The sequence below is a fragment of the Rhizobium yanglingense genome (assembly GCF_977109285.1).
In genome coordinates, this window is record NZ_CDSAWY010000005.1 from 1,069,809 (window position 1) to 1,095,160 (window position 25,352).

25 protein-coding genes, 1 tRNA gene and 2 pseudogenes are annotated in these 25,352 nt (G+C 59.9%); 13 read left to right on the forward strand and 15 right to left on the reverse strand.

The genetic code is table 11. The features are described 5' to 3' along the window. Nucleotides 1–98: 98 nt before the first annotated feature. Together ACW4PC_RS14830 and uxaC are read right to left on the reverse strand one after the other, a co-directional pair. A complete protein-coding gene (locus ACW4PC_RS14830) occupies nucleotides 99–1,553 on the reverse strand; it encodes a mannitol dehydrogenase family protein (protein ID WP_455874278.1) in 1,455 nt (484 codons plus the stop codon). Continuing rightward, nucleotides 1,550–2,965 carry a glucuronate isomerase gene (gene uxaC, locus ACW4PC_RS14835; RefSeq protein WP_455874279.1) on the reverse strand — a complete coding sequence of 472 codons (1,416 nt, stop codon included), beginning with the start codon at nucleotides 2,963–2,965 and terminating at the stop codon, nucleotides 1,550–1,552. Before uxaC ends, ACW4PC_RS14830 begins: the two co-directional genes overlap by 4 nt. A gap of 168 nt (nucleotides 2,966–3,133) precedes the next feature. Between uxaC and ACW4PC_RS14840 the strand changes: the two genes are divergently transcribed. After that, the gene (locus ACW4PC_RS14840; RefSeq protein WP_039843476.1) at nucleotides 3,134–3,343 is read left to right on the forward strand and encodes a SlyX family protein; all 210 of its coding nucleotides are present in this window, start codon (nucleotides 3,134–3,136) and stop codon (nucleotides 3,341–3,343) included. A 45-nt stretch (nucleotides 3,344–3,388) separates the two neighbouring features. Here ACW4PC_RS14840 and ACW4PC_RS14845 read toward each other — a convergent pair. Both ACW4PC_RS14845 and ACW4PC_RS14850 read right to left on the reverse strand, forming a co-directional pair. Beyond that, a pseudogene (locus tag ACW4PC_RS14845) lies at nucleotides 3,389–4,871 on the reverse strand (NAD-dependent succinate-semialdehyde dehydrogenase). A 21-nt stretch (nucleotides 4,872–4,892) separates the two neighbouring features. Beyond that, the gene (locus tag ACW4PC_RS14850) at nucleotides 4,893–6,173 is read right to left on the reverse strand and encodes a 4-aminobutyrate--2-oxoglutarate transaminase (RefSeq protein ID WP_455874280.1); all 1,281 of its coding nucleotides are present in this window, start codon (nucleotides 6,171–6,173) and stop codon (nucleotides 4,893–4,895) included. A gap of 211 nt (nucleotides 6,174–6,384) precedes the next feature. On the opposite strand from ACW4PC_RS14850, the gene ACW4PC_RS14855 reads away from it, so the two are divergent. The 3 genes from ACW4PC_RS14855 (at nucleotide 6,385) to ACW4PC_RS14865 (ending at nucleotide 9,641) form a co-directional block, all read left to right on the forward strand. After that, on the forward strand, nucleotides 6,385–7,194 hold the full coding sequence (locus tag ACW4PC_RS14855) for a MerR family transcriptional regulator (RefSeq protein WP_455874281.1): 810 nt from the start codon (nucleotides 6,385–6,387) through the stop codon (nucleotides 7,192–7,194). Between the two features lie 85 nt (nucleotides 7,195–7,279). Next, the gene (locus ACW4PC_RS14860; protein WP_455874282.1) at nucleotides 7,280–7,906 is read left to right on the forward strand and encodes a ribonuclease D; all 627 of its coding nucleotides are present in this window, start codon (nucleotides 7,280–7,282) and stop codon (nucleotides 7,904–7,906) included. 235 nt (nucleotides 7,907–8,141) lie between these two features. After that, nucleotides 8,142–9,641: a hypothetical protein gene (locus tag ACW4PC_RS14865; protein ID WP_455874283.1), complete on the forward strand. Its 1,500-nt coding sequence runs from the start codon at nucleotides 8,142–8,144 to the stop codon at nucleotides 9,639–9,641. Between the two features lie 59 nt (nucleotides 9,642–9,700). Here the strand turns inward: ACW4PC_RS14865 and rpsA are convergent, their stop codons facing one another. The 3 genes from rpsA to ACW4PC_RS14880 form a co-directional block, all read right to left on the reverse strand. Continuing rightward, a complete protein-coding gene (gene rpsA, locus ACW4PC_RS14870) occupies nucleotides 9,701–11,401 on the reverse strand; it encodes a 30S ribosomal protein S1 (RefSeq protein WP_022713201.1) in 1,701 nt (566 codons plus the stop codon). A gap of 176 nt (nucleotides 11,402–11,577) precedes the next feature. After that, complete coding sequence (gene cmk, locus ACW4PC_RS14875) at nucleotides 11,578–12,222, reverse strand: (d)CMP kinase (protein WP_455874284.1); 645 nt, start codon at nucleotides 12,220–12,222, stop codon at nucleotides 11,578–11,580. Between the two features lie 85 nt (nucleotides 12,223–12,307). Further along, nucleotides 12,308–12,493 (reverse strand): FMN-binding negative transcriptional regulator, encoded by a 186-nt coding sequence (locus tag ACW4PC_RS14880; protein WP_455874285.1) that lies wholly within the window; start codon nucleotides 12,491–12,493, stop codon nucleotides 12,308–12,310. A gap of 216 nt (nucleotides 12,494–12,709) precedes the next feature. Between ACW4PC_RS14880 and ACW4PC_RS14885 the strand changes: the two genes are divergently transcribed. The 5 genes from ACW4PC_RS14885 to ACW4PC_RS14905 all read left to right on the forward strand — a co-directional run bounded on the left by ACW4PC_RS14885 (nucleotide 12,710) and on the right by ACW4PC_RS14905 (nucleotide 15,905). Continuing rightward, the gene (locus tag ACW4PC_RS14885) at nucleotides 12,710–13,093 is read left to right on the forward strand and encodes a TIGR02300 family protein (RefSeq protein ID WP_022713204.1); all 384 of its coding nucleotides are present in this window, start codon (nucleotides 12,710–12,712) and stop codon (nucleotides 13,091–13,093) included. A 147-nt stretch (nucleotides 13,094–13,240) separates the two neighbouring features. Further along, nucleotides 13,241–13,316: transfer RNA gene (locus ACW4PC_RS14890), tRNA-Ala, on the forward strand. 173 nt (nucleotides 13,317–13,489) lie between these two features. Next, nucleotides 13,490–14,614: a DNA replication/repair protein RecF gene (gene recF / locus ACW4PC_RS14895; protein ID WP_455874286.1), complete on the forward strand. Its 1,125-nt coding sequence runs from the start codon at nucleotides 13,490–13,492 to the stop codon at nucleotides 14,612–14,614. Then, complete coding sequence (locus tag ACW4PC_RS14900) at nucleotides 14,611–15,435, forward strand: molybdopterin-synthase adenylyltransferase MoeB (RefSeq protein ID WP_455874287.1); 825 nt, start codon at nucleotides 14,611–14,613, stop codon at nucleotides 15,433–15,435. The genes recF and ACW4PC_RS14900 overlap by 4 nt, the downstream gene beginning before the upstream one ends. Next, nucleotides 15,432–15,905: a GNAT family N-acetyltransferase gene (locus ACW4PC_RS14905; RefSeq protein WP_455874288.1), complete on the forward strand. Its 474-nt coding sequence runs from the start codon at nucleotides 15,432–15,434 to the stop codon at nucleotides 15,903–15,905. Before ACW4PC_RS14900 ends, ACW4PC_RS14905 begins: the two co-directional genes overlap by 4 nt. Here the strand turns inward: ACW4PC_RS14905 and ACW4PC_RS14910 are convergent. Beyond that, nucleotides 15,902–16,903 (reverse strand): 2-hydroxyacid dehydrogenase, encoded by a 1,002-nt coding sequence (locus ACW4PC_RS14910; protein ID WP_455874289.1) that lies wholly within the window; start codon nucleotides 16,901–16,903, stop codon nucleotides 15,902–15,904. The genes ACW4PC_RS14905 and ACW4PC_RS14910 overlap by 4 nt on opposite strands. Nucleotides 16,904–17,089: 186 nt before the next feature. On the opposite strand from ACW4PC_RS14910, the gene ACW4PC_RS14915 reads away from it, so the two are divergent. Beyond that, nucleotides 17,090–17,629, forward strand: coding sequence for an SH3 domain-containing protein (locus tag ACW4PC_RS14915; RefSeq protein ID WP_455874290.1), 540 nt, complete (start codon nucleotides 17,090–17,092; stop codon nucleotides 17,627–17,629). On the opposite strand, the gene ACW4PC_RS14920 is transcribed toward ACW4PC_RS14915, so the two are convergent. Next, a complete protein-coding gene (locus ACW4PC_RS14920) occupies nucleotides 17,622–18,614 on the reverse strand; it encodes an adenosine kinase (protein ID WP_455874291.1) in 993 nt (330 codons plus the stop codon). The two genes, ACW4PC_RS14915 and ACW4PC_RS14920, sit on opposite strands and share 8 nt — an antisense overlap. Nucleotides 18,615–19,034: 420 nt before the next feature. On the opposite strand from ACW4PC_RS14920, the gene ACW4PC_RS14925 reads away from it, so the two are divergent. Then, entirely contained in the window at nucleotides 19,035–19,982 is a 948-nt protein-coding gene (locus tag ACW4PC_RS14925) for an AEC family transporter (protein WP_455874292.1), read from the forward strand. A gap of 60 nt (nucleotides 19,983–20,042) precedes the next feature. Here the strand turns inward: ACW4PC_RS14925 and ACW4PC_RS14930 are convergent, their stop codons facing one another. Beyond that, nucleotides 20,043–20,621 carry a c-type cytochrome gene (locus ACW4PC_RS14930; protein ID WP_455874293.1) on the reverse strand — a complete coding sequence of 193 codons (579 nt, stop codon included), beginning with the start codon at nucleotides 20,619–20,621 and terminating at the stop codon, nucleotides 20,043–20,045. Nucleotides 20,622–20,776: 155 nt separating this feature from the next. Here ACW4PC_RS14930 and ACW4PC_RS14935 point away from each other — a divergent pair, with 155 nt between their 5' ends. Beyond that, nucleotides 20,777–21,532 carry a 3-deoxy-manno-octulosonate cytidylyltransferase gene (locus ACW4PC_RS14935; RefSeq protein ID WP_455874294.1) on the forward strand — a complete coding sequence of 252 codons (756 nt, stop codon included), beginning with the start codon at nucleotides 20,777–20,779 and terminating at the stop codon, nucleotides 21,530–21,532. 11 nt (nucleotides 21,533–21,543) lie between these two features. After that, on the forward strand, nucleotides 21,544–22,404 hold the full coding sequence (locus ACW4PC_RS14940; RefSeq protein WP_455875024.1) for a prephenate dehydratase: 861 nt from the start codon (nucleotides 21,544–21,546) through the stop codon (nucleotides 22,402–22,404). A gap of 31 nt (nucleotides 22,405–22,435) precedes the next feature. Here ACW4PC_RS14940 and ACW4PC_RS14945 read toward each other — a convergent pair whose 3' ends face one another. From ACW4PC_RS14945 to ACW4PC_RS14965, 5 genes and pseudogenes are all read right to left on the reverse strand, one after another. After that, a complete protein-coding gene (locus ACW4PC_RS14945) occupies nucleotides 22,436–22,804 on the reverse strand; it encodes a VOC family protein (RefSeq protein ID WP_455874295.1) in 369 nt (122 codons plus the stop codon). Nucleotides 22,805–22,927: 123 nt separating this feature from the next. Beyond that, nucleotides 22,928–23,059: a hypothetical protein gene (locus tag ACW4PC_RS14950; protein ID WP_455874296.1), complete on the reverse strand. Its 132-nt coding sequence runs from the start codon at nucleotides 23,057–23,059 to the stop codon at nucleotides 22,928–22,930. A 169-nt stretch (nucleotides 23,060–23,228) separates the two neighbouring features. Beyond that, complete coding sequence (locus tag ACW4PC_RS14955) at nucleotides 23,229–23,912, reverse strand: helix-turn-helix transcriptional regulator (RefSeq protein ID WP_455874297.1); 684 nt, start codon at nucleotides 23,910–23,912, stop codon at nucleotides 23,229–23,231. A 9-nt stretch (nucleotides 23,913–23,921) separates the two neighbouring features. Further along, a pseudogene (nudC, locus tag ACW4PC_RS14960) lies at nucleotides 23,922–24,885 on the reverse strand (NAD(+) diphosphatase). Continuing rightward, complete coding sequence (locus ACW4PC_RS14965; RefSeq protein WP_028739367.1) at nucleotides 24,882–25,292, reverse strand: HIT domain-containing protein; 411 nt, start codon at nucleotides 25,290–25,292, stop codon at nucleotides 24,882–24,884. Before ACW4PC_RS14965 ends, nudC begins: the two are co-directional and overlap by 4 nt. Nucleotides 25,293–25,352: the final 60 nt, after the last annotated feature.

The following is a 25,352-nucleotide window of genomic DNA, read 5'->3' on the forward strand; positions in this document are numbered from 1 at the left end:
CAGCCACGGCGCGTCTTCGCCGTGAATCACCCGCTTAAGGAGCCCTCAGCGCCAAATGACCTGGCGCGCAGGGGGCGGTGTAACGCGGCGCCCCCCACTCAAATCAACGGCAGCCTGTTGTCCTGGATCAGAATCTCCAGCTTGTTCGCCACGTCCTCGGTCCAGGCGGCATTTTTCGCCAGTGCCGCTGGGAAGAGCCCGGGCAGGCCGAAAAGCGCTGCTGCTACCGCAGCGCCGTTTCGCGGGACATCTCTAAGGACATGTGCGATTTCACCAGCTCTCGGATCACGCAATTCGTAACTTTTGCCGTTCCGGTCGGCGCCCAGCGCATAGCGCATCCAGGCGGCGACTGCGATTGCATAAGTCTCCGCCTTGCTGCCATGAGCAAGCGCTTCGGTTGCCGGCTCCAGGAGGCGTTGGGGCAGTTTCTGCGTCCCGTCCATGGCGATCTGATAGGTGCGGTGCGCGATCGCCTTATTTGCAAAGCGCGCTATGAGCTCTTCCGCATAGTGCTCGAGATTGATCCCTGGAACGGGATCGAGGGTCGCAGCTGCCGCGCTCATATGCCGCCGCGCAAGCGCTGCCAACCCGGGATCTTCCATGACATCGCGGATGTATTCATAGCCACCTATATATCCGAGATAGGCGAGCAGGGAATGCGCCCCATTCAGCATGCGAAGCTTCATCTTCTCGTAGGCCGAGACTTCCTCGACCATCAGCACGCCAGCCTTCTCCCAGGCCGGACGGCCATTGGCGAAATGGTCTTCGATCACCCATTGCGTGAAGGGCTCGGTCTCGATCGCCGCGAGATCCTGCCGCCCCGTCAGGCGCTCGGCATCGGCATAGGTAACGTCGGTACTGGCCGGGGTGATGCGGTCCACCATCGTGGAGGGAAAGGGTACGGTCTGTTCGATCCAGTCGTGCAACGAAGGATCGACGCGGCTGGCGAATTCGAGAACCAGGCGCTTGAGGACTGCGCCGTTGCTCGGCAGATTGTCGCAACTTAGCGGCGTGAAGGGCGCAATACCCTTTTTACGCCGACGGGCCAGCCCTTCGACAAGATAGCCGACAACGCCGCGCGGCGTATGCGGATGGATAAGATCGGCGGCGATGTCGGGATGGTTGAGATCGAGGCCGCCGGTAAGGGTATCCAGACCATAGGCCTTCTCGGTCACCGTCAGGCTGACGATGCGGATCGCCGGATCTTCCAGGCGGGCAAGCAGTCCTGCCGGGTCTCGCGTTGCGACATGCGCCTTCAGGATCGGGCCGATCACCTGCGCGGTCGTTCCCGACGTATCGCGGATCAGCATCGTATAGAGGCCGTTCTGCTCGTTCAGGTGATCCGCGACATCGGCGGTGCGCAGGCTTGCGACTTCAATGCCCCAGTCGCCGCCGGCGGCCGCAAGTGCCGCATCGGTAAAGGGTGCAAAATGCGCGCGGAAAAAGGCACCCGGGCCGAGATGCAGGATGCCGCTTTTCAGCTTGCTTCGGTCATAAGCCGGAAGTTTTGCCGTCGGCGCGAGGCCCGTCAGGATTTGCAATCGCTCCGTCACAGCTTGTATGCCTTCTTCGCATTGTCATAGGAAAGTTCGCGCGCGACGATCTCGGCATCCTTCTTTGAAATCCGGTGCTCGGCTGCGAGCTGCGCCAGGAAGCGGCAGACCTCGCGGCGCCAGACGTCGTGGCGGGCGGGGATTGAAAGCAGTGCCCGTGTATCGTCGTTGAAGCCGGCGAGATTGGCAAAGCCGGCCGTTTCAACGACCTGGTCTAGATAGCGGCGAATGCCGTTCGGGCTGTCATGGAACCACCAGGGCGGGCCGATCATCAGGCACTCCCAGTGCCCGGCCATCGGCGCCAGTTCGCGGGCATAGGTCGTCTCGTCGAGCGTGAAGAGCAGAACCCTGAGACCGGGCGCATGGCCGTATTTCGACAGCAGAGCGTTCAAGCCGCCGACCCAGTCCGTGCGTGTCGGAATGTCGGCGCCCATGTTCGGACCGCGCGTTTGGAAAAGGCCGCTGTCGGTGTTTCGGCGGGAGCCGGCATGAATTTGCATCACCATGCCGTCTTCGGCCGAGAGGCCGGCCATCTCCGTCATCATCAGGCCACGGAAAAGCTCGGCATCTGCCCCCGAAAGAGGGCCTCTCAGGGCTTTGTCGAGCAGCGCCTGCTTGTCGGCAAGCGGGAGATCGGCGGTAAAGGCCGTCGGCACGCCGTGGTCCGTGGCCGTTGCGCCGAACTGGCGGAAATAGGCGCGGCGCTTGCGGTGCGCATCGACCATGCCATCCCACCGGGTAATGTCGGTGCCGGTGATTTCGCCGAATTGCATGAGATTGGCACGGAAACCGACGGCATCCGGATCGGTGACGCTGTCCGGCCGGTATGTGGTCCGCACGCGGCCGATCCAGCCCTCAGCCGCCATCTTCTGGTGATGGGTCAGCGGGTCGAGTGCGCCTTCCGTCGTCGCAATCGTTTCGATACCGAAACGCTTGTGCAGCGCGCGCGGGCGGAACTCGGGCAGTGCCAATTGTGCGTTGATGTGGTCGTAAAGCTTATCGGCATTATCCGGCGTCAGCGGTTCGTCGCAGCCAAGCACGGCCGACATCGCATGATCGACCCAGAGACTGGAAGGCGTACCGCGGAAAAGGTGATACTGTGCAGAAAATGCCCGCCAGATCGCCCGGCCCTCTGCGACCGGCTTGCCGTCGAGCCGCGGCACGCCGAGATCGTCGAGCTTGACGCCGACACTGTGCAGCATGCGGAAAAGATAGTGATCGGGAATGACAAGCAGCGAAGCCGCATCCTCGAAAGGCTTGTCCTCGGCAAACCACGAAGGTTCGGTGTGCCCGTGCGGGCTGACAATCGGCAGATCGCGAACCGCCTCGTAAAGCTCGCGCGCGATGGTTCGCGTTGCCGGATCGGCCGGAAAGAGCCGGTCCGGATGAAGAAAGCCGTTTCCTACATCCATCAGATTTCCTCCCTGATTAGACAGGGCCTATCCCACCTGGGCAAGGACGGCAAGCCCTATTAGTAACTAAACGGTTCACTTTCGAAATCGTTTTTTGCGAGCCTCGAAAGCATTGACGCAAAGTCTTATTTCCGCTTTGGAAAGGCAGAAATTGCCGGGAGAAAACCGATGTCCGACGAGACGGGTCGAATCACCAAACTTGAGGAAATGGTCGCCCATCAGGCAAAGACGATCGACGAGCTTTCCGATCAACTCGCGGAGCAATGGAAGGTCGTCGAGCAGATGCGCACGAAGCTCGACCGGCTGACGGAACGCTTTCTGTCCCTTGAGGAGCAATCCCTCGAAGCCCCGGCGATCACGCGTCCGCCGCACTATTGACAGGCGGTAAAAGGGCGTCGCCGACGGCGCCCTTTTACTTTTGGCTCAGAGACTGCCGATGCAGAGGTATTTCATTTCGAGATAATCGTCGACGCCATGGCGCGAACCTTCGCGGCCGTGTCCGGATTGCTTGACGCCGCCGAAGGGTGCCGTCTCCGTGGACATCAGGCCGGTATTGATACCGACCATGCCATATTCTAGCGCTTCGGCAACCTTCCAGACCTTCTTCAGGTCGCCGGCGAAGAAATATGCGGCAAGGCCGAATTCGGTGTCGTTCGCCTGTTCAATCACCTCTTCAACAGTATCGAAGCGGAAGAGTGGAGCAACGGGACCGAAAGTTTCTTCACGTGCTACCTTCATGCCGCGGGCAACGCCGGTCAATACGGTCGGCGTGAAGAAGGTGCCGGCGCCTTCGATGCGCTTGCCGCCGGTCAGAACCCTGGCGCCCTTGGAAAGCGCGTCGCTGACGTGATCTTCGACCTTCGCAAGGCCCTGCGCGTCGATCAGCGGGCCGATCGTGACGCCTGCCTCGAAGCCGTCGCCGACGGACATGGATTCGACCTTTGCTGCCAGCTTGGCCGCAAATGCGTCGTAGACGCCTGACTGGACGTAGAGCCGGTTGGCGCAAACGCAAGTCTGGCCGGCATTGCGGTATTTGGAGGCGATCGCGCCTTCGACGGCGGCATCGAGATCGGCATCGTCAAAGACGATGAATGGTGCGTTGCCGCCGAGCTCGAGGCTCACCTTCTTGATCTGGTCGGCGCACTGGCGCATCAGGATGCGGCCGACTTCCGTCGAACCGGTAAAGCTGATCTTGCGCACTTTGTCGTTGCTGCAAAGTTCCTTGCCGATCGCCGGACCGTCTTCGCCGACAATGACGTTGAAAACGCCAGCCGGAATGCCGGCCTGTTCGGCAAGAACCGCAAGCGCGATCGCCGAGAGCGGGGTCTGTTCGGCGGGTTTCGAAACAACCGTGCAGCCGACAGCCAGCGCCGGAGCGATCTTGCGGGTGATCATCGCTGCTGGGAAGTTCCAGGGCGTGATGGTGCCGACGACACCGACCGGCTGTTTGATGACGATCATGCGCTTGTCGTTGGAAGGAGCGGGAATCGTTTCGCCGTAGATGCGCTTGGCTTCCTCCGCATACCATTCGATATAAGCGGCGGCATAAAGGATCTCGCCGCGCGCTTCAGGAAAGGGTTTACCCATCTCCGCCGTCAGGATCGACGCCAGCTCGTCGGCATTGGCAACCATCAGGTCGAACCACTTGCGCAGGATAGCGCTACGCTCCCTTGCAGGACGTCCTGCCCATGCAGGTTGCGCCGCATAGGCCGCGTCGATGGCTTTGCGGGTGTCGGCAGCACCCATGTCCGGCAGCGAGGCGAGCACTTCGCCTGTGGCCGGGTTCAAAACGTCGAAGGTTTTCGTTGCTTCGCCCCTCGTCCATTCGCCGTTGACGTATCCGCAGTCGCGGAGGAACGGCGAGGAAAAGGGCACGTGCCTTGGTCAGTGCAGTCGTGAATGACATGTCATTTACTCCGAAGGGCGGTTACTTGCCCGCACTTGCTTGAAGGATAGAGGCTTCGAGGATATCGAGCGCTTCGACGAAGATATTGTCCTGGATGGTGATCGGGGCAAGGAAGCGAATGACGTTTCCGTGCACGCCGCAGGTCAAAAGAATGAGACCCTTCTCAAGCGCGATCAGGCGGACCTTATTCGCGAAATCCACGCTCGGCAGCTTTGTCGTCTTGTCGTTGAATTCGACGGCGTTCATGAAGCCCGGGCCGCGGATGTCGGCAATTTCCGGCACCTTTTCGCGCAGAGATTCCAACCGTTGCTTCAGGCGGCTGCCGAGCTGGTTGGCTCGGTTGCAGAGATCCTCATCTTTGATGACGTCGAGCACGGCATGCGCTGCGGCGATGCCGAGCGGATTGCCGCCATAGGTGCCGCCGAGACCGCCAGGGGCAGGTGCATCCATGATTTCCGCGCGACCGGTGACGGCAGCCAGCGGAAAGCCGCCGGCAAGGCTCTTTGCCATGGTCATTAGGTCGGGCGCGACCTCATGGTGGTCCATCGCAAACATCTTACCCGTGCGTGCAAAGCCCGTCTGCACTTCGTCGGCAATCAGCAGAATGCCGTGCTGGTCGCAAAGTTCGCGTAGCGCCTTCATGAATGCGACCGGCGCCGGATAGAAACCGCCTTCGCCCTGAACCGGCTCGATGATGATAGCGGCGACGCGCTGCGGATCGACATCGGCGGCGAAGAGCTTCTTCAGGGCGGCAAGCGACTGTTCAAGAGACACGCCATGCATCTCTACGGGGAACGGCACGTGGAAAACATCGCCCGGCATGGCGCCGAAGCCAACCTTGTAGGGCACGACCTTGCCGGTCAGCGCCATGCCCATGAAGGTGCGGCCATGGAAGCCGCCGCCAAAGGCGATGACGGCGGATCGGCCGGTCGCAGCACGCGCTATCTTCACGGCGTTTTCGACGGCCTCGGCGCCCGTCGTCACGAAGATTGTCTTCTTGGCAAAGTTTCCGGGCGTCAGCGCGTTCAGACGTTCGGCGAGATGCACGTAACTTTCATAAGGCACGACTTGATGGCAGGTATGGGTGAAGTGATCGAGTTGATCTTTTACCGCGGCGATCACCCGCGGATGACGGTGGCCCGTGTTGAGCACTGCGATACCGGCCGCGAAATCGATGTAGCGGCGTCCCTCCTTGTCCCAGATCTCGGCATTCTCCGCTCGGTCGGCATAGATCTGCGTGGTCATGCCAACGCCGCGCGAAATTGCGGCATTCTTCCGGTCCGTAAGGGTGATCGTGTTCATCGTGCGCTCGCGCTCCTGCGCTTGAAAGGGTCGAGGAATTATCTTGCATAATTTCTGCAAGACATTTAGAAAATTCCTACATTTTTCCTGCAGGAAATCAAGCGGCATTTTTTTGCTTCAAACATCACGCTTTTTGATGGATGCTCGCGCCAGAAGATTCTGACGCGCACAGCGCCTAAAACAAAAACGGAATCAGGGATTTATTGCTTTGATGAACAACAACGGTCCGGTACGCTACAAGGTGGCCGAAGCGGCAAGGCTGGCAGGCATTTCCGCCTCCACGGCGCGCCTCTGGGAAAGCCAGGGCCTGCTCGTTCCCGGCCGCTCGGAAACAGGGCATCGGCAATACAGCGCCGAGGATGTCGCCCGTCTGAAGCGGATTTCGTGGTATCGCGTCGAGCGCGGTCTCAATCCGGCGGCGATCCGCGAGGCACTGGAAAGCGAGGAACCATCGGCCGAAAGCGCCGAGAGCAGCAGCACTTCCGACATCGGCCGCAGGCTCCGCAGTCTTCGCCATGCGGCGGGCAAGACGCTGGAGCAGGTGGCGAGCGATATGGGCGTTACCTCTTCGACCCTGTCGACGCTGGAGCGCACGTCGCAGGGCGTCAGCTTCAAGACGCTGCACGATCTCGCGGAATATTACGGCACCACAGTCTCGCGCCTTTCCGGCGAGGAGAGCGAAGACGTTACCGCAATCATCCGTTCCGGCGAATGGCGCACCTGGCCGCAGACGACGCCCGGCGTTACGGTGCAACTCCTGGCCGAAGGCAGACGGATGATGGATTGCCATCGTTTCGTGCTGGCACCGGGGGCTGCCAGCGAAGGCGCCTACCGGCATGAAGGCGAGGAATTCATGCATGTGCTTTCCGGCCGCCTCGAACTCGTTCTCGATTCCGACCAGTTCTTCGATCTCGGCCCCGGTGACTCGCTCTACTTCGAAAGCCGCCGCTATCATTCCTGGCGCAATCGTCACGATGGCGAGACCGTGCTCCTGTGGATCAATACACCACCGACATTCTAACTCTCGAAGAACGTTAAAGCGGTATCGCTACGGCTGCCTTTGCGCTATAGCGCGACGTGAGACAGTGAAACGACAAGAGACAGCCATGGCCGCCACCATCCGTTACCACGAAGGCGATATTTCAGAGCCGGACGCCGCCCGTTATACAGGCGCGATCGCGATCGATACGGAAACGCTCGGCCTCGTGCCGCGCCGCGACCGGCTCTGCGTCGTGCAGCTTTCGCCGGGCGACGGCACCGCCGATGTCATCCGCATTGCCGCCGGACAGAAGGAAGCGCCCAACCTCGTCGCCATGTTCGCCGATCCGGCTCGCCAGAAGATCTTCCATTATGGACGCTTCGATATCGCCGTGCTGTTCCACACCTTCGGCGTCACCACGGCGCCGGTCTTCTGCACCAAGATCGCATCGCGCCTGTGCCGCACCTATACGGATCGCCACGGCCTGAAGGACAATCTCAAGGAAATGCTCGACGTCGACATCTCCAAGGTGCAGCAGTCGTCGGATTGGGCAGCGGCGACCCTGTCGCCGGCGCAGCTCGAATATGCCGCCTCCGATGTGCTCTATCTGCATGCGTTGCGCGACAAGCTTACCGAGCGGCTGATCCGCGACGGCCGCATCGACCACGCAACCGCCTGCTTCGAATTCCTCCCGACCCGCGCCAAACTCGATCTGATCGGCTGGGAAGAAGCGGATATCTTCGCCCATAGCTGAAGTCCTTAATGCCAAAAACAAGCCTGCGGCGGCCGGGCGGGATTTTAATCTCCGCCCGGCCGTTAGCGTTTCATTAACGAGACTTCGGTAAGATTATCGCTAATTTTTATGCATTCGACGGTGCGATGAAGCGCCATGCGGACAGGAGGATCTGCGGGAGAATGCGAGGGGCCGGATGAGCGCGGTCCACTTGTGATCTGCTTCCATCGTCACTTTGCGACAAAAGGAGCATGCCATGTTGACTCCGGTTCGTGCAGCGTCAAATGCAAGCCTTTCCTCCCACGGCCAAACTGCGGTGATCGTTGCCAACGGGCTCGGTCGTTCAGTCGTTGCGCCGACGCCTGTCCAGGCAGTCGAAGCCACAGACCTCAATACAGCGATTGCCGGCAAGCTCAATATCCTTCTCGCAGCCGCTCGCGAGCGCATGTTCGACGCGCTGCTCGATGCCATCAATGCTGCCTCCCGCGCGCTGCCGCTGCCGCGCCGGGAATTGGAAAGCAACCTCGCTTTTGCATCGCGTCTCGCAGAAGCCATCCAGAAGCTTCCGGCCGCCCGAATCAACGAGATCGAGACCCAACTCGCGGGCGCCGGTCATACTCTGCCGCTGCGGTTGATTGCTGAGGCACTGAAGAATCCGGCCGGTCCGGAGGCAGCCCGTGTGATCGCCTATCTGGAAACGATCCGTTATAAAGATCGTGATCTGGCGGCCCGCGCCGTCGTTCGCTCCTATCGCCAGAACGATGCTTCGCCTCTGCGCCCGGAAGCACGGCCAAACATCGCAATCCAGGAAGAGAAGTTGCTGCCAATCGCAAAGGCGCAGCAATCGGCCGTACGGGAAGCTCAGGCCTCCCTGCCAACCAAGAGAGCGTTGCCGCTTGCGCCAGCTGTGCTCATTGCCGAATTGGCGGAGCAACCGGTCAAAATCGTCGAGGCGGTATTTGAAGAGACTGCGCGCGCAGAGGACAACCCTCTCGAATTCCGTGATGCGGTTGACGTGCAGGCCGAGGATCCGGTTTCGGCGGATACGCCGAAGTTGATCGACGAGCCAATAGAGGTTGAAGCTCAGATCCCGGCGGTGCGCTCCGATCATTCGGAGCCGGTTATTCCGAAAGTCTGGACCGGTGTTCTTGCCTCGATGACCGAAGAAGCTTCGGAGCTCATCGTTGCAATCATCGGCGAGCAGGAAACGGCAACACTCCTGGACGATCTAGCAGCGGTGCCGGGGACAACCGAGGGGCCAGCCGGGGACATAGTAGCCGAGGCAGAGCCGGCGCTGTCAGACATTTCCGAAGCCGCGGTCCCTGCGAAGCTGCAGCAGACGGTGGTGACTGTGCGGTTACCGGTTGCCGATTCCACACAGATTATCCGCCAGCAGAACGACATCGTGGCGCAGCCGCAGGTTCTTCCTGCCGATATTGCAGAGGCCGTGCAGAAGTCAGGTTTGCTGAAGCCGATTGATGGGATGCCATACGCCCAGCATCCTTACCAGTTCGCCAAGGACGGTGCCCAACGCCGCGACGGCGAAATGCATCGTCGCGACTACGAAGGCAGTGGCGCCGAGGGCGAGCAGCAGGCCAACACAGGCAGCGAGCATCAGGACGCAGAGGCTGAAGGCGAGCAACGAGCGGAAGGTGTCGCGCCGCAGGATCTGCCCGAGGTCGACGCCACAGCATCAGGCAATACCGTCGCCGATCCGGTTTACGCACTCTATCAGCGCATGGCCGGCTGGGAATAAGCAAACAAAAAACCCGCCGGATCGCTCCGGCGGGATCTTGATTTCAAAAGGCTTGACAATTACTCGCCGCGGTTCTTCAGAGCCGCGCCAAGGATGTCGCCGAGCGAAGCGCCGCTATCGGATGAACCGAACTGAGCGACAGCTTCCTTCTCTTCTGCGATTTCCAGCGCCTTGATGGACAGCATGATCTTGCGGTCCTTCTTGGAGAAGTTGGTGACGCGGGCGTCAACAACCTGGCCAACCGAGAAGCGTTCCGGACGCTGCTCGTCGCGGTCGCGCGAGAGGTCTGCGCGGCGGATGAACGAAGTGATGTCTTCGTGGTCGACGAGCTTCACTTCGATGCCGCCGTCGTTGACTGCGATGACTTCGCAGGAAACGACTGCATTCTTGCGCAGGTCGCCGGAAGCAGCTGCTTCGCCAACCGCATCCTTGCCGAGCTGCTTGATGCCGAGCGAGATGCGTTCCTTCTCGACGTCGACGTCGAGAACGACTGCCTTGACGACGTCACCCTTGTTGAACTCTTCGATGACCTGCTCGCCCGGACGGTTCCAGTCGAGGTCGGAGAGATGCACCATGCCGTCAACGTCGCCGTCGAGACCGATGAACAGGCCGAATTCGGTCTTGTTCTTGACTTCGCCTTCGACTTCAGTGCCGGCCGGATGATTGCGGGCGAATGCTGCCCACGGATTTTCCAGCGTCTGCTTGAGGCCGAGCGAAATACGGCGCTTGGACGGATCGACTTCGAGGACGACGACTTCGACTTCCTGGCTCGTGGACAGGATCTTGCCGGGATGTACGTTCTTCTTGGTCCAGGACATTTCCGAGATGTGGATCAGGCCTTCGATGCCCGGCTCCAGCTCGACGAACGCACCGTAGTCGGTGATGTTCGTGACTGTACCGGAAATCTTCTTGCCTTCCGGATACTTGGCCTGGATGCCATCCCACGGATCGCTCTCGAGCTGCTTCATGCCAAGCGAGATGCGGTGGGTTTCCTGGTTGATGCGGATGATCTGAACCTTGACCTGCTGGCCGATGTTCAGGATTTCCGACGGATGGTTCACACGGCGCCATGCCATGTCGGTGACGTGCAGCAGGCCGTCGATGCCGCCGAGGTCAACGAACGCACCGTAATCGGTGATGTTCTTGACGACGCCGTCAACAACCTGGCCTTCTTCGAGGTTCTGAACGATTTCAGAACGCTGCTCGGCACGGGACTCTTCCAGAACCGTACGGCGCGAAACCACGATGTTGCCGCGGCGCTTGTCCATCTTGAGGATTTCGAAGGGCTGCGGGTTGTGCATCAGCGGGGAAACGTCGCGGATCGGACGGATATCGACCTGAGAGCGCGGCAGGAAGGCGATCGCACCGTCGAGGTCGACCGTGAAGCCGCCCTTGACCTGGTTGAAGATTACGCCTTCGACGCGCTCGCCGGCTTCGAACTTTGCTTCAAGCTTGATCCAGCTTTCTTCGCGGCGAGCCTTCTCGCGCGACAGAACCGCTTCGCCAAGCGCGTTTTCGATACGCTCGACATACACTTCAACTTCGTCGCCGACCTTCAGCGAACCATCCTTGGCTTTCGCGCCGAATTCCTTGAGCGCGATGCGGCCTTCGACCTTCAGGCCGACGTCGACAACGGCGACATCCTTTTCGATGCCGGTGACGATGCCCTTGGTGACATAGCCTTCAGCCAGATCGTTCTTGGCAAAGGACTCTTCGAGAAGGGCCGCGAAATCCTCGCGAGAGGGAGTAGCTACTGACATAAAATCTCCTGCGTGACCTTTGATACTGACAAGGCCCACGTATGCGCCGGTTGGTTCGTGTTAAACGGGCCTGAACCCAGTCCGCCTCCTTGCAAGGAAGCAATCCGGCGCTTGGACGGAATTTCAGGCTTTTAATAAAGCGCGTTCCGGCAAAAGCTCGGAACGATCGCTCGAATTCAGTTATTTCGGCTCAATGCTGCGTCGATGATCGATTTCGCAGCTTGAAACGCGGCCTCTATACTCATTTCCGACGTATCAAGCAAGTGTGCTTCTTCCGCTGGTTTCAAGGGGCTGTCGCCCCGTCCCATATCGCGTTCGTCGCGTCGCTTCACGTCCTCGAAGATCGCATCGAAATCCGCCGTTCCTCCCTTGCCGATGATCTCCTCGTAGCGGCGCCTGGCGCGCACCTCCGGGGAAGCCGTCACATAAAGCTTTACCGGCGCATCCGGGCAGACGACCGTGCCGATATCACGTCCGTCGATCACTGTTCCCGGAGCCTTCTCCGAAAACCGCCGCTGCGCCTCAACCAGCGCCCGGCGCACGGCCGGCATGACGGCAATCTTTGAGGCGGCTTCGCCGATCTCATGCTTTGAAAGTATATCGCGTTCGAGGTCGCCCAGTTCAACCTCGCGGGCCATCTTTTCGGCGACCTGCTCGTTATCGAGCGGCAGGCCGGCATCGAGCAACGCTTTCGCAGCCGCTCGATAAGTCAGACCAGTATCGAGATGATGAAAGCCGTACTCATCGGCGATCTGCCGCGAAAGGGTGCCCTTGCCCGCGGCTGCGGGTCCGTCGATGGCGATTGTAAATGTCTTGCTCAATGGGTTCCTTCCAGCCTGCCGTAGCGCTTCACAAGATCCAGTATCTCGGCCTCACCAGTCGTCCCGCCGACGCCTGCCGCCACGCCTACGCGATCTGCGGCCGGCCGGTTTTGGCTGACCTTCCACCAATCTCGATTTCGACGCCGATGATGCCTTTCAGTTGCGCTCGGATAAAATCCTCACGTGCATCACGGACGACCCATGGATGGGCGCGGATCAGCTGGTGCTGTATTGCCAGATCATCTTCCCTGAAATGGGGCGATTGATACATCTGTTTCCCGATGATTTATCGTTTCCGGCGCTACCTAACACAATGTTATTTGCCGGTCATCTGACGATCATTTCACCATACTGATTGCAGCGCGAAGTTTAGCTTTGACATCGTTGGCTGCAACGATTATGGGGACCGGCTTATAAATTCCGATGAAACGCCGGTTTGAACGGCATTTGCCGAATTTAGCATTCGGCCATTCTCACGAGGCTTATAGTGGCGAAAGCGGAACTTGGAACCAAGCGTACCGATCCGGAAACCGGCAAGAAGTTCTACGATCTGAACCGGGATCCGATCGTTTCTCCTTATACCGGAAAGTCCTACCCATTGTCCTTCTTCCAGGAAACCTCGGCCGCAGCAGCCGAGATCGCCGAAGAAGACGAGGTTCAGGAAGTCGATACCGAAAACACCGAAGTCGAACTCGTATCGCTGGAAGACGCTGATGAAGGCGCATCCGGCGATGATATCCCAGATATCGGCGATGACGACGTCGAAATCGAAGGCGATGACGACGATACCTTCCTCGAAGCCGACGAAGATGATGAAGATGACGACATGAGCGACATCATCGGCGTCACCGGCGACGAAGACGAAGTCTGATCGTAAAGAGCGGCCCGGGCGACAAAAAATCTCCGGGCCGGTTTTTTGGGCTTGCCATCTGCGAAAACCGCAAGTAAGAAGCCGCCACTCCGCCAGGCATATGCCTCGGAGTATCCCAGGACCGGCACAATACCGGACCACCCTGATGGGGCTATAGCTCAGCTGGGAGAGCGCTTGCATGGCATGCAAGAGGTCAGCGGTTCGATCCCGCTTAGCTCCACCAAGATCTCCAGATTTCAAGTTTTATATTCGGTGCTGGTCGGCGTGGTGTCGTTTCCCAAGCGAACCATTCTAGCATCCGCCCGCAGTTATAATGCGGCTTGTCTCATATCCCGCCCTTGCAAGGAACTGCCGTTCGGCATAGCTCTGCCCCAATGCCCAGAATCCGGATATTCGATGCCCCACAAGGTTTCCCTTTCCCGTCTGAATCTGACCGACTTCCGTAACTACGCGGCGGCTTCGCTCGTGCTCGACGGGCGGCATGTCGTGCTGACGGGGGATAACGGCGCCGGCAAGACCAATCTAATGGAGGCGGTTTCCTTCCTCTCGCCTGGCCGCGGTCTTCGCCGTGCCACCTATGCAGATGTCACGCGGGTCGGGGCCCCCGCGGGGTTTTCGATCTTCGCCGAGCTTGACGGCATGGAAGGAGAGGTCGAAATCGGGACTGGCATTGATACTAGCGATGAAAATACCAGCCGCAAGCTGCGCATCAACGGCACGCCGGCAAAGACGGCCGACGAGTTGACGGATCATCTGCGCGTGCTCTGGCTGACGCCTGCCATGGATGGCCTTTTTGCCGGCGGATCTTCAGATCGGCGCCGCTTTCTCGACCGCCTCGTGTTGTCGCTCGATCCCGCACACGGCCGCCGCGCCACCGATTTCGAGCGCGCCATGCGCAGCCGCAACAAGCTACTGGACGACGGCCGTTTCGATCCTGCCTGGCTCTCGGGCATCGAAGAGCAGATGGCAAGCCTCGGCATCGCCATGGCGCTTGCACGCGAAGAAATGCTCGGCCTGCTTGCGCGCCTGATAGAGGAAACGCGCGAAACCTCGCCTTTCCCCTCCGCCACACTCGAACTTTCCGGTTTCATGGATGGCCAGTTCGCGCGCCCTTCCGTAGACCTGGAAGATGAATATGCCGCGATGCTCGCTGAAAACCGCTATCGCGACGCGGGCGCCGGCCGCACGCTTGACGGGCCGCACCGAGCCGATCTGCTGGTCCGGCACCGCGAAAAGCAGATGGAGGCGGAGCGTTGCTCGACGGGCGAACAGAAGGCGCTGCTTGTCGGCCTGATCCTCGCCCATGCCAAGCTCGTCGCCAATCTCACCGGCCATGCGCCGGTTCTGCTTCTCGACGAAATCGCCGCCCATCTCGACGAGGCCCGCCGCGGCGCGCTCTTCGATCTCATCGATGCGCTTGGCGGCCAGGCCTTCATGACCGGCACCGATCGCTCGATGTTTTCCCTCCTCGGAGACCGCGCTCAATTCTTCACTGTTGCCGAGGGCCGGGTCTTCGAATGACGGATGCCGCTTTCCCCGCGCCTTCAGGCCATGATAGCATTGCGTCCATGGAACCTTTGAGCCCAGAAGAAATCGCAAGATATCAGCGTCATATTCTGCTGCCTGAGATCGGCGGTGCGGGTCAGCAAAGACTGAAGGCCGCGCGTGTGCTGGTAATCGGCGCGGGCGGGCTTGGCGCACCGGTTCTGCAATATCTGGCAGCTGCCGGGATCGGCACACTCGGCATTGCCGATGACGATCGCGTTTCGCTCTCCAATCTGCAGCGGCAGGTCATCCATGACTCCGGCACAATTGGCGAACTGAAGACGGAAAGCGCCGCCTTTGCAATCGCCCGGCTGAATCCGCATGTGAACATCATCCGCTTCGAAGAGCGCTTTTCGGCGGAGTCCGCCCGTCGCCATCTTTCTGGCTTCGATTTGCTGATCGATGCGTCGGACAATTTCGAGACGCGTTACGCCGCAGCCGATGCCGCTGAGAAAGCGGAAATTCCGCTCGTGAGCGGCGCTGTCGGCCGTTTCGACGGTTCCTTGACTGTGTTGAAACCTTACGAACGAGCCGAAGATGGCTCGCTCAACCCCGCCTATCGCGATCTCTTTCCGGAAATCCCGCCGGAGGGCCTCATTCCCGCCTGCGCCGAAACCGGCATCATCGGAGCATTGACCGGTGTCATCGGCACGCTGATGGCGATGGAGGCGATCAAGCTCATTACCGGCGCCGGCGAGCCGCTTATCGGCCGGTTGTTGCTCTACGATGCGCTTTCTGCCCGTTTCGACAGCGTCCGTTACAAGCGCCGCCGCGCGCAAGGGCCGAGCGTTTCATGAAGATCGTCCGGATCGATGAGAATTTCCACCGCTGGAACGAGTTGCTGCAACTAATTCTCTCGTCCTTCGCCTATATGAATGGCCGCATCAATCCGCCGTCTTCGGCCTTGAGCCTGACACCGCAATCGCTTGCCGAGAAAACCCTAAACGAGATCGGCTACGTCGTGCTTGAAGACGAGGATCTGCTTGGCTGCATGTTCTTGAGGCCTGAGCCGGGATGTCTTTATCTCGGCAAACTCGCGGTCGCGCCGGAGGCGCAGGGCAGGGGTATCGGCAGGCTGTTGCTGCAGGTAGCCGAGGCGGCTGCGAGAGAGCGCCTGCTATCTGCGCTGCGGCTCGATACGCGCATCGAATTGACCGGCAACCATTCAGTCTTTGCCGCCTGGGGCTTTGCGAAGATGGCCGAAAAATCTCATCCGGGTTTCGATCGGGTCACCTATATCGAAATGCGCAAGGTTCTCGCCGTTTAGCGGCCGGGCAGTACGCGATTCGGCGGTCGGTGGCCGTCGATGAAGGTGCGGATGTTGATAATCACCTTGTCGCCCATATCGATGCGGCCTTCGATCGTTGCCGAGCTCATGTGCGGCAGCAGCACCACCTTGCCCTCGTTCGCAAGTTTGACAAGCTTCGGGTTGACGGCAGGTTCGTTTTCGAAAACGTCGAGGCCGGCGCCCGCGATCTTTCCCTCCCTCAGGCATTTGATCAAGGCGCTCTCATCCACGACGTCACCGCGCGCCGTGTTGACGATATAGGCTGTCGGCTGCAGCAGCGCGAGGCGGCGAGCGGAAATCAAGTGAAAGGTTGCGGGCGTCGAAGGGCAATTGATGGAAACGATGTCGACCCGTGCCAGCATCTGGTCGAGGCTTTCCCAATAAGTCGCCTCTAGTTCGTCCTCGGTCGCCGGGCTCACCCGCTTGCGGTTGTGATAGTGGATCGACAGGCCGAATGCCTTGGCGCGGCGCGCGACGGCCGTGCCTATCCGGCCCATGCCGACGATGCCGATGCGCTTGCCGTGAATGCGCCGGCCGAGCATCCAGGTCGGCGACCATCCGGCCCATTCGCCGGGCTTGTCGGTAAGCACCCGTGCACCTTCGCCGAGGCGCCGGGGCACTGCGAGGATCAGCGCCATGGTCATGTCGGCCGTGTCCTCGGTCAGAACATTCGGCGTGTTGGTGACGGTAATGCCCTTGCGGGCTGCCGCCTCGACGTCGATGTGGTCGGTGCCGTTCGAAAAGCTCGCTATCAGCTTCATTTGCGGCCCGGACTGCTCGATAAGAGCGGCATCGATGCGGTCCGTCACCGTCGGCACCAGGACGTCGGCTGTCCTTACGGCCTCGATGAGTTCAGAGGCGGAGCGTGGCGAATCATCGATATTGAGCTCGGCGTCGAAAAGTTCCCGCATGCGGGTTTCCACCGCATCCGGCAGTTTCCGAGTGATGTAAACCTTCGGTTTTTTCTTTGATGTCATCGCGGCCGGCCATGCCTTGTTCAGAGGTCTTTAACCAAGACGGGGGATAATTTTCCCGTCTCGGGCATTTTCTACCAGACCCACACGCGAAGACAAACAAAACTCGCGGGTAGCGTTAGGTGAATGTCAAAGCCCGGCGGCAAGCAGGCTGGATCTGCTGGCGTACTTGAGCGAACGGAAATCTCCATGCGTGGAAAATATTTGAAGGTCTGCCTCGTCTTTGCGGTTGGTCTGATGTTTGTGGGGGAAGCCGTCGAAACCGCATATGCGCAGGTGGCAAAGGGCCCGAGCGGCCTGCCGCTTCCGCGGTTCGTCTCGCTGAAGTCCAAGCGCGTCAATCTGCGCATCGGCCCGGGAACGGATTATGCCGCGTCGTGGATGTATCTGAAAGCCGGCCTGCCGGTCGAAATCATCCAGGAATACGACAACTGGCGCCGTATCCGCGATGCGGATGGCACGGAAGGATGGGTCAACCAATCGCTGCTGTCGGGCCAGCGCGCAGCGATTGCCGCACCGTGGATGAAGGGCAAGGGCAAGTTCATCTATGTCAACATGCGCCGTGAGCCGCAGTCGTCAGCGACCGTGGTTGCCAAGCTGGAGCCGGGTGTGATGATCCATATCGCCGAATGCAATGGCGATTGGTGTCATGCCGAAGCCGACAGCGCCGAAGGTTGGGTGGCGCAGTCGGAAATCTGGGGCGCTTATCCGGGCGAAGCTTTCAAATAAGCTGCGCGTCGCGGGCGGCCTCGGAAAGCGATTTCATCGGCCGCGGTCCGATCTGCTGAATGACGATCCCAGCTGCAAGGCAGCCAAGCTTGCCGCAATCTTCCAGCGTCCGTCCCTGCGTGTATCCAAAGAGGAAACCTGAAGCGAAGAGGTCGCCCGCACCGGTCGTATCGACCACTTCCTTGATGCGGATCGCATCGACATACCAGCGCTCGTTGCCCTTCAGCATAACGGCGCCGTTTTCGCTCATCGTCACGGCCGCGATTCTGCAATCCTTGGCGATCTTGTTGAGCGCCACCTCGAAATCGTCCGTCTCATAGAGCGCGAGTACTTCCTGGCGGTTGGCAAACACGATGTCGACAGTGCCGGAGCGCATGAGGTCGAGGAACTCCGCGCGGTAGCGATCGACGCAGAAGCTGTCCGAAAGCGTCATGGAGACTTCGCGGCCGTTCTCATGGGCGATGCGGGCGCATTCGCGAATCGCTTCCTTGGCGCGCGGCGGATCCCAGAGATAGCCTTCGAAGTACGTCACCTTGGCTTGTGCCACGACCTCGGGCTCGACATCCTCCGGGCCGAGTTCGACGCAGGCGCCGAGATAGGTATTCATCGAGCGCTCGCCGTCATCCGTGACGAAGATCATCGAGCGCGCGGTCGGTGGGAACGTGCCCTTTGGTTTTGTCTGATAATGGACGCCCTGTGCCCGGATGTCGTGGGCGAAAATCTCGCCGAGCTGATCCTCCGCTACCTTGCCGAAATAGGCGGCCCTGCCGCCGAGGCTGGCAACGCCCGCTGCCGTATTGCCGGCGCTGCCGCCTGAAGCTTCGAGCGCCGGCCCCATGCGCGAATAGAGAAGTTCGGCGCGGGCGGCGTCGATAAGGTTCATCGCCGCCTTGGTGATATTGTTGTCAATGAGGAACTGGTCGTCGCAGCGCGCGATGATATCGACGATGGCGTTGCCGACAGTCAGAACATCGAATTTTGTCATGAAAGGGAAGGTTCCGGATTAGATGTTAGCCGGGATCCGGTCTTACCGGAATTTCCGGGCTTTGGAAGAAAAAACGCCGCCAATGGCCCATTTCTTCGCAAATGCCGTCGATCCGTCATGCCGTTGTCACCTTGAACTTTTAGACACGATCACAAGCAGACCGGCATGAGCAGCCTTTGGGTTGCGGCCGGATGAGAAGGGGATGATGCCCTTCGACTGTACCGGAGCAGGCGCTGACCACGGATGAACTGGCAGCACCGGAACCGGGTGTCCGGCCAGTCCGGATGCGGAAAAGCGGGCAGTGCCCGCTTTTTTTGTTTCTGCCGTCCGGTTCTTTGCGCGCCTCTTTTGCCAATCCATTTGTCAACGAAGAAGTTTTGCTGCTAGAGCAGGGTATCCCCGCGCAAGGCATCCCTCCGCATGATAGCCATCATTTTTGACGTCCTTCCCATTTTCATCATGATCCTGATCGGCTGGCTGATCGTCAAAACTGGACTGATGAAGGCAGATGTCGGCGACGCCTTGAGCGATTTCGTTTTCAAGATTGCCGTCCCACTGCTCCTTTTCCGCACGATTGCCGAAGCGGATTTTCATGGCGCTTCGCCGTTTCGTCTCTGGATCGCTTATTTCTCCGGCGTTGCGGTGACCTGGACGGCGGGCCACATCGCAGCGACCCGTCTTTTTGGCCGTGATGATCGCATCGGCGTGCTTGCCGGCGTTTCGTCGGCATTTGCCAATACGATCTTCGTCGGTCTGCCGCTTGTTCAACGCACGGTCGGCGATGAGGGCCTTGTGCCGCTTTCCATCCTGATCGCCGTGCATCTGCCGGTCATGATGGTCATCGGCACGATCATGATGGAGCGGGCGGAGCGGAAGATTGCGGGCAAAGGCGAACGCAGCATGGCGAAACTCTTTCGCCAGATCGGTCTCAATCTTGTCCGCAATCCGCTCGTTATCGGTCTTGTCGCAGGTGCCGCGGTTCACCTTGCAGGTCTTCCAATGCCGCTGCCGGTGGCGTCCATTGTCGACCAACTGGCGGGCGTTGCTGGGCCTGTGGCCCTGGTATCGTTGGGCATGGCGCTCGAGAAGTATGGCGTTTCCGGCAATGTCGGCATTGCCAGCGTCACATCTGCCTTCAAACTGGTGTTGCTTCCATGCTGCGTCTGGGCCGCAAGCCATCTGGTTGGATTGACCGGCAGTTGGACCGCGGCGCTGGTGCTGATCGCCGCTGTTCCCACCGGCGTCAACGCCTGGCTGATCGCCAACCGTTTCGGCGTCGGCCACAGCCTCGCGGCCTCCACCATCACGGTCACGACGGCACTCGGTGCCATTTCGGTTTCGCTCTGGGCCTACCTGCTCGGCGCCTGATCGCAACAAAAAAGCCCGGCGTCGGCCGGGCTCTCGATTTCGTCGGAAAGCTTTGCAGGATTACTGCGTAACGGTGTCGGGTGCGTTCGGATCCGGCAACGGAACCGGTGCGTCTGCCAGCGTGTGCAAGTATAGGATCACGTTCGCGCGGTCCTGTTCCTTCGGCAGACCGGCAAAGCCCATGGCCGTGCCCGGAATTTGCTTTTTCGGTGCGAGCAGGAAATGGTTCAGGTGATCGAAGGTCCACTTTTCGCTGCCGCCCTTGGAGAAATCCTTCATGGGGGAGGAATAGGCGAAGCCCTCATGCGAAGCGATCGGACGATCGACGAGACCATAGAGGTTCGGGCCGACTTTGTTTGGCCCTCCCTTGGTCACGTCATGACAGGACTGACACTTCTTGAATACCGTTTCGCCGGCCTTGGCATCGGCGCTGGCAAGAAGCTTGGCGATCGGAACCACAGCTGCTGCAGGTGCAGCCTCGCCACCGCCGGCAGCGGGTGCCTCTTGCGCAACGATGGCGAAACCTTCCTTCTCCGGCGCTTCGGAGTGGAAGATCCCTTCGGACGCGATCGACACCGACATCAGGACGAAAATCGTTCCGAGCAGCGCCCCAACGCCCATATTGACATAAGAATTCATCTGCAATGCTCCCCGTGCAGTCGGCAGACCCTGAATAGGCACCATCTTGAAATCGCGCGGAACCTATGTCTTTTGGCAGTTCGTTGCAACTGTCTAAATGGTCTTGTACGTGAGACTTTTTGACACTTTCCCGCCTGGAATAGAAGGTCCGAACGATGACTGCTTCAAATTTAGATGACGTGCTGGTTCTGATCCCCGCCCGCATGGCGTCCACCCGCCTTCCCGGCAAGCCGCTGGCCGATATTTGCGGATTGCCGATGATCGTCCAGGTGGCTTTGCGGGCGAAGGAAGCGGAGATCGGCCGTGTCGTCATTGCGGTCGACGACGAGGAGGTTTTCGAGGCGGTTTCGAAGGCCGGCTTCGAAGTCGTTATGACCCGCAAGGATCATCAATCTGGCTCTGATCGCATTTTCGAAGCCTTGCACAAGGTCGACCCGGACGCGAGAGCCAGGATCGTCGTCAACGTCCAAGGCGATCTACCGACCATCGATCCCGAAACGATCCGCGCTGCATTGCGCCCGTTGGAAGAGGAGACCGTCGATATCGCGACGCTCACCGTCGAGATCACTGATGAGGAAGAGAGGACCAATCCGAACGTTGTCAAGGTCGTGGGGTCTCCGCTTTCCAAAACACGTCTTCATGCGCTCTATTTCACCCGCGCGACAGCACCCTATGGCCAAGGGCCGCTCTATCACCATATCGGCCTCTATGCATATCGCCGGACTGCGCTCGAGAAATTCGTCTCGCTCGGACCGTCGGCCCTTGAGAAGCGCGAATCCCTGGAGCAGCTTCGCGCGCTCGAAGCCGGCATGCGCATCGACGTGGAGATCGTTAAAACCGTTCCGCTTGGGGTCGATACGCCGGCCGATCTCGAAAAAGCCCGCCGCATTCTTTCGGCACGGAAGGCATGAAGGACATCGTCATGAACATCAAGACCAATCGAATCTCGTTTCAAGGCGAATTCGGCGCGAACTCCGACATGGCCTGCCGTGATATGTTCCCGACAATGGAGCCGTTGCCTTGCCAGACATTTGAAGACGCCTTCATGGCGGTCGACAACGGTGATGCCGATATTGCGATGATCCCGATTGAAAACACGATCGCGGGCCGAGTCGCCGATATCCATCACCTCCTGCCGGAGTCGCGGCTGCACATCATCGCCGAATACTTCATGCCGATCCGTTTTCAACTGATGGTGCTGCCCGGCGTCTCGAAGGACGAAATACGCACGGTACACAGCCACATCCACGCGCTGGGCCAATGCCGCAAAATCGTGCGGGCAAATGGCTGGAAGCCGGTGATTGCGGGAGATACGGCAGGTGCCGCGAAGCTCGTCATGGAAACCGGCGACCGAACTATGGCGGCGCTCGCGCCGCGTCTTGCCGCCGAACTCTATAGCCTCGACATCGTTGCCGAAAATGTCGAGGACACCGAGAGCAATGTTACGCGCTTCGTCGTGCTCTCGCGCGACGAGGAATGGGCAAACCGCAGCTCCGAGGAAGAAAAGATCGTCACGACCTTCGTCTTCAACGTCCGCAACATTCCGGCCGCGCTCTATAAGGCTCTGGGTGGTTTCGCGACGAACAACATCAACATGACGAAGCTCGAAAGCTATCAGCTGGGTGGCAAATTCGTGGCGACGCAGTTTTACGCCGATATCGAAGGCCATCCGAACGATGCCCATGTGCGCCGGGCTTTGGAAGAGTTGCGGTTCTTTTCAGAGAATGTCCGCATTCTCGGGGTCTACAGGGGCCACCCGATGCGCGGCCAACTGCACAAGTGACGGAGGGCGCCGGCGGCGCCCCTTCCTGCTTTCATTTGTCGGGTTCGCAGACGCGCAACCGGTGGCCATCCGGATCGAGCGCGACAAAGGTCGGGCCGAAATCGAGATCGGTCAGGTCCTGAGCAATCGGCAGACCGCGCTTTCGCCAATCCTCGTATTGTTTGGCAACGGCATTTTCGCCCGCCACCATGAAGGCCACCTCGCCGCGATTGCCGATCGCGGAAGGTTGCGGCTCGACCGTGCTGCGCCGCCACAGGCCGAGCGTGAAGCCGCCGTCGAGCGGGAACGCGACGAAATTCGGCGCGGCAACCCCGGGTTCGCGGCCGAGCAGATCCTTGTAAAAGATCGCACTTTCGGCAGGATCCTTGACGTAAAGAATGATGAGGTTCGGGCTGGTCATATCGGTGTCTCTCGTATTTGGAAAAGGTTGTGCAGATTTAGCGCTTGCCGGCGACTAACGAGGGCAAGCGCTAAAGCCGCCGCTGGTGCGGCGGCGCTACGTCGATTAGACGGTCTAGTGAATTCAGTTGCTCTCGTGGTGTGGGTGGTTCCAGTCCATGAACCCGATATCGCGCTTCATATAGTCGGACATCGCATCGAGATCGAGCTGAGGATAGCGGCTCCGCACCATATTGCGCGATGCGTTCAGCATCATTCGCAGCATCAGAGATTGGGGGTATCTCGCTTGCGTGGTCGTGTCCTCGACAACGCGATTTCTGCATGTCGATCGGGTGGGGTTCAAGCTCGTCATCATCGGTCCTCCAGTTTGGGATTGTCCCGATAATAGCGCTGACCACTGTCAGTTTATGGCAGTAGCGTCGAGGCTAAGACGAAATTTCCTGCTGATCCCGCCACTCCTTGAGAAGCACTGCGCGGCGGCGCGGATAGCGTACCTCTTGGGGTCTCATTTCGACGATCCGGTCGGTGCGGAAATGACGATAATCCTGCCGCAGTTCGCACCACGCCACCACGACGCGGACCTGCTCGAAGTAGCTGAGCGCAAAGGGCCAGATATTGCGGACGGAGACGGTTCCGCTTTCGTCGGAATAGGTCAGCTTGAGGATCCGTTCGCTGCGGATCGCCTTGCGAATGGCGTCAAGATCCGCCTTGTCGGCAACGGGCGGACGCAGGTGAACGAGAAGCGTCGAGGTCTCGATCTCATCGCGCATTTCGTGGGGCAGGACATCGGCAATCTTCGCCAGTGCATCGGCGCCGGCAGCTGCAAGACGCGGATCGGCGGCGCGGGCGACCCAGCGCGAACCGAGGACCAACGCCTCGATCTCGTCCTGCGAAAACATCATCGGCGGCAGCATGAAGCCGGGCTTCAAGACGTAGCCGATGCCGGGTTCGCCTTCGATCAGAGCCCCCTGCCCCTGGAGGCTGGCGATATCGCGATAGAGCGTGCGGATGCTGACGCCTGTTTCCGTAGCAAGGACGGCACCGCTCACCGGCCGTCGGTAGCGTCGCAACGTCTGAAGCAGGGTCAGAAGGCGTTCCGAGCGCGCCATCACATCAGCCTATTGCTTTTTCCACTCCACCCAATCGCGCATCAGGCGGTGCGCGATAGCGCCTTCTGGGCGGCGAAGCCTGGCCGTTGACGCCGGGGCGTTCGAGCATTTCAAGTGTTTCCTCGCGGGTGAACCAGCGGCAATCTTCCAGTTCCGATTCGTCGCGGTGGACCTCTGTTGATTTCGCCTCGGCATAGCAGCCGATCATCAGCGTATGCGGCATCGGCCAGGGCTGCGACGCGTGGTAGCGAATCCGGCCGGTCTTGATACCGGATTCCTCCAGCGTCTCGCGGCGCACGGCATTTTCGATCGTTTCGCCGGGCTCGACGAAGCCGGCGAGGCAGGAATACATGCCCGGCGTAAAATGGTGGCTGCGGCCGAGCAGGCAGAGGTCGCGCTGTTCATCGATCGTCAGCATGATGACCACCGGGTCGGTGCGCGGGAAGATCATGTGTTCGCAGGCCGTGCACACCCGCTTGTAGCCGCCGATGCGCATCTCCATCGTGCTACCGCAGCGGCCGCAGAAGCGGTTGTCGCCGTTCCAGCGGATGAGGCTTGCGGCCTGGGCGAATTCGCCAAGCAGAACGTCATCGACGAGCTGGTCGCGGTAGAGCGTCCGGCCGTCGGCGGGCTTGTAGTGGCTTTCAAGCTCCTCGGCCGGAATGCCGACGGGAACGGCAAGCCGCGGTTCGCCCGTCTTGCGGTAGCCGAGCAGGATCGTCTCGTCCCAATGTGGCTGCAGTTCCTGCAGTTCGTAGCGGGCAAACAGCGGATCGAGCACTTGTCCATCATGCTTCAGGACAAGCTTGTCCTTGGCGAAGGCGAAGATATGCGTGCCGTCCTTCGCCAGTGCATTTTCGACGGACTGCTCGTCGCGATGTTCGGAATCGCGGTTGAGGTCGTTTGCGGCAAAGGCGGTGAGATTGCTGGGCTCCGGATGTGGGACATCCGAATCGAAAAGCGAACGGTTCATGATGAAAGGGCTTCCCGCAACTTCGCTATGAATTCATCTCTCTTGCCCGCTTCGTAGGGCTCGGCCTTACCGAAGCTCCAGACGGGGCCTGGCCAGTTGGCATCGCCTTCGAAGCGGGCAATGACATGAACATGAAGCTGACGGACGATATTGCCAAGGGCCCCGATGTTGATTTTTGTGGCACCGGTGATCTTCTTGAGCGCAGCCGCGGTCATTTCCGTTTCGAAGGTGAGAAGCACCTGGTCGAGCGGCGTGAGTTCGAAGATCTCCGTCATGTTGGCCCTGCGTGGCACCAGGATCAGCCACGGCCAGCGGGCGTCCTTCGATAATCGGAGATCACACAGACCCGTCTGCATGACGCTGTCGCTATCGCTCTCCAGCCGACGGTCGAGAATGAAATCGTCCAACAGGCATTCCTCCATATTTTTCCTATGATTAGCAGTTTTTTTTGAGCTTGGCTTGCTTTT